We start from the raw sequence: 5,747 nt of genomic DNA, 5'->3' as shown, positions 1-5,747 counted from the left end.
CCCGCCACCCTCGTACTGCCAGGGACCGCCTGCTTCGGGCGGGCCGAGTTATTGAAAAAGTTTCCGATCGCAAACAACTGCAACCGTGTAAGAAATCCTAGCGACGGCGGCATGGCGCGCCAATGGTCATTTGGAGCCATGCGCAAGGCCCCCGGTGGGCCTTCACCGAGGGCAGCGGCCTGTTTCAGGGCTTGCCCATCCAGCATCCAGGGGGTGCGGATTCGGTGAGCGCCCAAGCGGGTTCTGACGGGACCGGACAGCTTCTGATGAGGTGAGTGCCGTTCAGCTTACAAGTGGCTCGGGCCTCGCGTGTGGACATTGCCGACGTACGGCCTTGGGGTACAGGGCGAGCTGGGCGGGCAGGCCGAACGACTGGAGCGCGGGGATGGACGAGCGTTGGCACGCGGCCCGCCATCACGTTTCTTCGATGCCCCGTTCGGCAAAACACTGCTTTGTCCGAAGGGTGCGGCGGCCTACCGTGCGGCCTCATCATCCAATCCCGCGACCCGCAAGCCGATGGCCTGAGCGGCCTGGTGGAGCGACGGCTGCGTTTCGTGCTGCGGCGCCTGAAGGCGCGGGTGCCGCGGGTGCAGGTGGCCTTGTCGGACGTGAACGGACCACGCGGCGGCATCGACAAGCGCTGCCAGGTGGCATTGCGCACGGACGGTGCGGGCGAGCTGGTGGTCAGCTCGGTGGCCGCCGACTGGCGCAGCGCGCTGGATGCGGCGCTGGCCCGGGCTGCACGCTTCCTGCTGCGCCAGGCCCGCCGCGGCCAGGACTTCCGGCGGCTGCAGCGCGCCCGGCCGCAGGCCGAAGGATAGGAGCCTCCCGCAGTGCTGGCCGCGCGGGCCTAGAACACCACGCCGGCGTACAGCACGATGTTGCGGTAGGGCGTGAATTCGCCGGTGCGCACCACGGCGCGCGCGCCGCGGGTGGCCAGCTTCAGGTCCTCATGGCTCACCGCCTGCACGCTGGCGTCGACCGGCGCCACCCAGGCGGGCAGGGCGCCGCCCGCGCCGCAGGCTTCGGTGGCCACGAGCGCCCGCTCCACCTGCAGCTCCGACAGCACTGCGGCCAGCACCTCGTCGAAGGCCGGCACGCCGCGGCTGACGGCCAGGTCGATGCGCTGCGGGCCGCCCGGGCCCTGCGGCGCGTCGGGGATGGGCAGGCCGGCGTCGCCGATCACCAATGCGTCGCCATGGCCCATGGAGGCGATGACGCGCGAGAGTTCGGCATGCAGCAGCAGGGTGCGTTTCATAGGTCGGTCCAGGCAGGAGGCGCGGGCATCGCATCCACTTCGGCGGCCCGCGGAATCGAAGGTTGGGCACCGGCGCGGGTGACGCACAGCGCCGCCGCCTGCACACCGCGGGCGGCCGCCTGCTGCAGGCCGGCGCCTTGCGCCAAGGCCACGGCCAGTGCGCCGGTGAAGGTGTCGCCGGCCGCGGTGGTGTCCACCGCCTGCACCGGCATCGACGGATGCAGGCAGGCCGATCGGGCGTCCACGCTGACGGCGCCCTGCGCACCCAGCGTGACCACCACGCGGCCCACGCCGCGCTGCATCAGCGCACGCGCCGCGGCCACCGCGCCGGCCGCATCGGCCACCGGCAGGCCGGTGTATTCGGCGGCTTCCACCTCGTTGACCACCAGCGTGGCCACCTGCGGCCACACGCTGTCGGGCAGCGGCTGCATCGGCGATGGATTGAGCACCACCGGGCAGCCGACCTCGTGCGCCAGCGCGATGGCGCGCAGCACCACCGGCAGCGGCGATTCGAGCTGGGTGACGAAGCAGGCAGCGCCCTGCAGAGCCGCCGCGAACGCCGCTTCGTCCAGCGACACCGCCAGGTTGGCGCCGGGGATCACGACGATGCGGTTCTGCGCGCTGTCCTCCACCATCACCAGCGCCACGCCGGTGGCCTGCGTGGCATCGCGCTGCACCGCGTCGAGGCGGATGCCGTCGGCCGCCAGCGCGGCGCACAGGGCATCGCCATCGGCATCGCGGCCCACGCGGGCGATCATCGTCACATGCGCGCCCTGGCGGGCGCAGCTCACCGCCTGGTTGCCGCCCTTGCCGCCAGGCAGGTGCTGCAGCGACCGACCGAGCAGCGTCTCGCCGGCCAGCGGCGCCCGTGGCACCCGCATCAGCAGGTCCATGTTCAGGCTGCCCAGCACCACGATGTCGACGGTCATGGCGCGGCTCCGCTGGAAGCGCGCACGCGCAGCTCGGGCTGCAGCACCACCTTGCGGGTGTCGGCGCGGCGGCCTTCGATGCGTTCCAGCAGCATGTCCACCGCCAGCGCGGCGATGCGCTGCTTGGGCTGGGCCACGGTGGTCAGCGGCGGGCTGCTGAAGCGGGCCAGCTCGATGTCGTCGAAGCCGACCACCGAGATGTCGCCCGGCACGTCGATGCCGCACTCGTGCGCGGCGCACAGCGCGCCGATGGCCATCAGGTCGTTGGCGACGAACACCGCGCTGGGCCGCGGCGTGTGGCGCAGCAGCGCATGCATGCAGGCATAGCCGCTCTCGCTGGTGAAGTCGCCGTGCCACAGCAGCGCATCGGCCTCGGCCTCGGTGGCGGCGCCCATCTCGGCCAGGGCCAGCCGCCAGCCGGCGATGCGCTGCTCGCTGGGCACCAGGCCGCGCGGGCCGCCGATGCAGGCGATGCGCCGGTGCCCCAGCGTGGCCAGGTGGCGGGTGGCCAGCAGCGCGCCGTTCATGTGCGCGGTTTCCACCAGGTCGCAGGGCAGGGTGTCGATCTCGCGGTCCAGCAGCACCGTGGGCATCTCCAGCCCGGCCAGCAGGCCCGGCAGGCTGGCGTCGTCGCCGGAGGAGACGACGATCAGCCCGTCGATGCGCCGCTGCGCCAGCACCTGCAGCACCATGCTCTGGCGGCGCGGCTCGTCGTCGGTGTTGCACAGGATGAGGGTGTAGCCGGCGCCGAAGCAGCGGTCTTCCACCGCGCGAACGATCTCGGCGAAGTAGGGGTTGGAGCTGTTGGGCGTGACCATGCCCAGGGTGTGCGTGGTGTTGCGCTTCAGGCTGCGCGCCACCGCGCTGGGCACGTAGCCGAGCTCGCGGATGGCCTGCTCGACACGGTCGCGCCCATCGGCACTGACATGCCGCGTGCCGTTGACCACATGCGACACGGTGGTGACCGACACGCCGGCGCGCAGCGCGACGTCCTTGATGGTGGCCATGGGTGTTCCGGTGTTGGAGTTTCAGCCGCCGCGGCGGCGCTGCCGCAGCGTGTCCACGATCACCGCGGCCACGATCACGCAGCCGGTGACCACGCGCTTGCTCGGCTCGCTGGCGCCCACCTGGGCCAGGCCGGCTTCCAGCACCGCGATGATCAGCACGCCGAAGAAGGTGGTGACCACCGAGCCGCGGCCTCCCATCAGGCTGGTGCCGCCGATCACCACCGCGGCGATCACGCGCAGCTCGATGCCCTGGCCGGCATTCGGGTCGGCCGCTTCCAGCCGCGCCGCCTGCATCAGCCCGGCCAGCCCGGCCAGCAGGCCGGTGAGCGCGAACACCGCGATGCGGATCGGCCGCGGATCGACGCCGGCCAGCCGCATGGCTTCCTCATTGGTGCCGATGCCCACCACGCTGCGGCCGAACACCGTGCGGCTCAGCACCAGCTGCCCCACGATCACCAGCGCCACCGCGATGACGAAGGCCGCCGACACATTGCCCAGCCACGGCTGCGCCAGCCAGGAGATGCGCTCGCCCACGTACTGCGTGCGCGAATCGGTGACCAGGTAGGCGCCGCCGCGCACCACCTCCAGCATGCCCAGCGACACGATGAAGGAGGGCAGCCGGAAGGCCACCGAGACGGAGCCCAGGATGGTGCCGGCCAGCATGCCCGCACCCAGGCCCAGCAACGAGGCGGCCGGCACGCTCCAGCCCCACTGCAGGATGGCGGTGGCGCACAGCGCGGCGCTCAGCGCCAGCACCGAGCCCACCGACAGGTCGATGCCGGCGACGATCAGCACGAAGGTCATGCCCACCGCCATCACCGCCAGCGCGGGAATCTCGTTGACGATGGCGATGAAGGTCTCGGTGCTGAAGAAGTAGTCGCTCAGCGTGCCGAACAGCGCCACCATGGCCACCAGCACCACGGCCAGGCCGAGGTAGGTGGCCAGCTCGCTGCGCAGCGCGCCGGCGCGGGTGGGGGGAGGTCGTCAGGGGGGTGCTGCTCATGCGGGCTCGCTGCTCATTGCTTCATCGGCCGGCGCAGCGGCCGAGAAGGCCGCCGCCAGCAGGGATTGTTCGGTCCATTCGCCGCGCTCGAAGCTGCGCACCAGGCGGCCGCCGCTCATCACGCCGATGCGGTCGCACAGCGCCATCAGCTCGCGCAGGTCGCTGGACACCACCAGTAGCGCGCGGCCCTCGGCGGCCATGCGTTCGAGTTGGCTATACAGGTCGGCGCGGGCGCCGATGTCCACGCCGCGGGTGGGTTCGTCCAGCAACAGCACCTCGCAGTTGCGGTGCAGCCAGCGGGCGAAGATCACCTTCTGCTGGTTGCCGCCGCTGAGCGATGCCACCGGCTGCTCTTCGCTGCTGGAACGCACGCGCAGCATCTGCACCAGCTGGCGCACGCGGCTGCCTTCCAGCGCCGGCTTGAGCCAGCCGCGGCGGGACACCGCGCCCAGGTCGCTCAGCGTGGTGTTGACGCGGATCGACTGCGGCAGCAGCAGGCCTTCGGCCTTGCGATCCTCGCTGACCAGGCCCACGCCGGCCTTCACCGCCTGCACCGGCGTGCGCCAGGTGCGCGGCGCGCCGCCGTCGATGGGCAGCAGCTCGACGCTGCCGGCATCGGCCTTGTCGGCGCCGTAGATCAGGCGCAGCAGTTCGGTGCGGCCCGAGCCCACCAGGCCAGCCAGGCCCAGGATCTCGCCGCCGCGCAATTCCAGGCTGGTGGGCTGCACCACCTTGCCGCGCGCCAGGCCCTGCACCCGCAGCCGCACCGGGCCGGCCGGTCGGCGGCCGCGGCCGCTGTCCTCGACCAGCGTGCGGCCGATCATGCGTTCGACCAGATCCTCCTCGCGCAGGCCGGGCATCGGCAGCACGTCCACCAGCCGGCCGTCGCGCAGCACCGCCACCCGGTGGGCGATGCGCTGCAGCTCTTCCAGCCGGTGCGACACATAGACGATGGACACGCCCGCGGCCACCAGCTGCGCCACCTGCTCGAACAGGCGGTCGGTCTCGCGCGGGGTGAGCATCGCGGTGGGTTCGTCCAGCATCAGCACGCGGGTGTCGTCGTGCAGGTTGCGCGCGATCTCCACCATCTGCTGGTGGCCGATGCCCAGGCGCGAGACCGGCGTCCACGGGTCGAGGTCGTCCAGGCCGATGCGGGCCAGCTGCAAGCGCGCACGCCGGGCCATCTCGCCGCGCTTCAACCAGCCGGCGGTGTGCGGCATCGCGCCCAGCAGCAGGTTCTCGGCCACGGTGAGCGTGGGCACCAGGCCCAGCTCCTGCAGCACCATGCGCACGCCGTGCCGCTCGGCATCGCGGCGCGAGGCGGGTGCGTAGGGCTGGCCGTCGAGCGTCATCCGCCCGCGGGTGGGATCGACCAGCCCGCAGACGATCTTCGACAGCGTGCTCTTGCCGGCACCGTTCTCGCCGGTGAGCGCCAGCACCTCGCCGCGCTGCAGCGAGAGGCTGACGCCGTCCAGCACGGTGGCGGCGTAGTCCTTGCCGATGCCTTCCAGCACCAGCAGCCGCGTGCGCTCCATGGCCTGCGTGCCTTC

At 72.0% G+C, this 5,747-nt stretch carries 6 protein-coding genes; 1 reads left to right on the top strand and 5 read right to left on the bottom strand.

The genetic code is table 11. The features are described 5' to 3' along the window. Window positions 1–533 precede the first annotated feature (533 nt). The gene (locus LRS14_RS03980) at window positions 534–821 is read left to right on the top strand and encodes an HPF/RaiA family ribosome-associated protein (protein ID WP_310740794.1); all 288 of its coding nucleotides are present in this window, start codon (window positions 534–536) and stop codon (window positions 819–821) included. A gap of 29 nt (window positions 822–850) precedes the next feature. Here LRS14_RS03980 and rbsD read toward each other — a convergent pair whose 3' ends face one another. The 5 genes from rbsD to LRS14_RS03955 all read right to left on the bottom strand — a co-directional run bounded on the left by rbsD (window position 851) and on the right by LRS14_RS03955 (window position 5,732). Continuing rightward, window positions 851–1,258: a D-ribose pyranase gene (rbsD, locus tag LRS14_RS03975; protein ID WP_257798681.1), complete on the bottom strand. Its 408-nt coding sequence runs from the start codon at window positions 1,256–1,258 to the stop codon at window positions 851–853. After that, window positions 1,255–2,187, bottom strand: coding sequence for a ribokinase (gene rbsK / locus LRS14_RS03970; RefSeq protein ID WP_257798680.1), 933 nt, complete (start codon window positions 2,185–2,187; stop codon window positions 1,255–1,257). The genes rbsD and rbsK overlap by 4 nt, the downstream gene beginning before the upstream one ends. Then, the gene (locus tag LRS14_RS03965; protein ID WP_046111307.1) at window positions 2,184–3,194 is read right to left on the bottom strand and encodes a LacI family DNA-binding transcriptional regulator; all 1,011 of its coding nucleotides are present in this window, start codon (window positions 3,192–3,194) and stop codon (window positions 2,184–2,186) included. The genes rbsK and LRS14_RS03965 overlap by 4 nt, the downstream gene beginning before the upstream one ends. A gap of 21 nt (window positions 3,195–3,215) precedes the next feature. Then, window positions 3,216–4,100 carry an ABC transporter permease gene (locus tag LRS14_RS03960; protein ID WP_404977572.1) on the bottom strand — a complete coding sequence of 295 codons (885 nt, stop codon included), beginning with the start codon at window positions 4,098–4,100 and terminating at the stop codon, window positions 3,216–3,218. 93 nt (window positions 4,101–4,193) lie between these two features. Next, a complete protein-coding gene (locus LRS14_RS03955; protein WP_257798679.1) occupies window positions 4,194–5,732 on the bottom strand; it encodes a sugar ABC transporter ATP-binding protein in 1,539 nt (512 codons plus the stop codon). Window positions 5,733–5,747 lie beyond the last annotated feature (15 nt).

Origin of the sequence: Aquincola sp. J276, assembly GCF_024700035.1 — a bacterium.
Lineage (GTDB): Bacteria > Pseudomonadota > Gammaproteobacteria > Burkholderiales > Burkholderiaceae_C > Aquincola > Aquincola tertiaricarbonis.
Note: the sequence above shows the minus strand (reverse complement) of the source record. Positions and strands in the feature narration are given on the sequence as shown.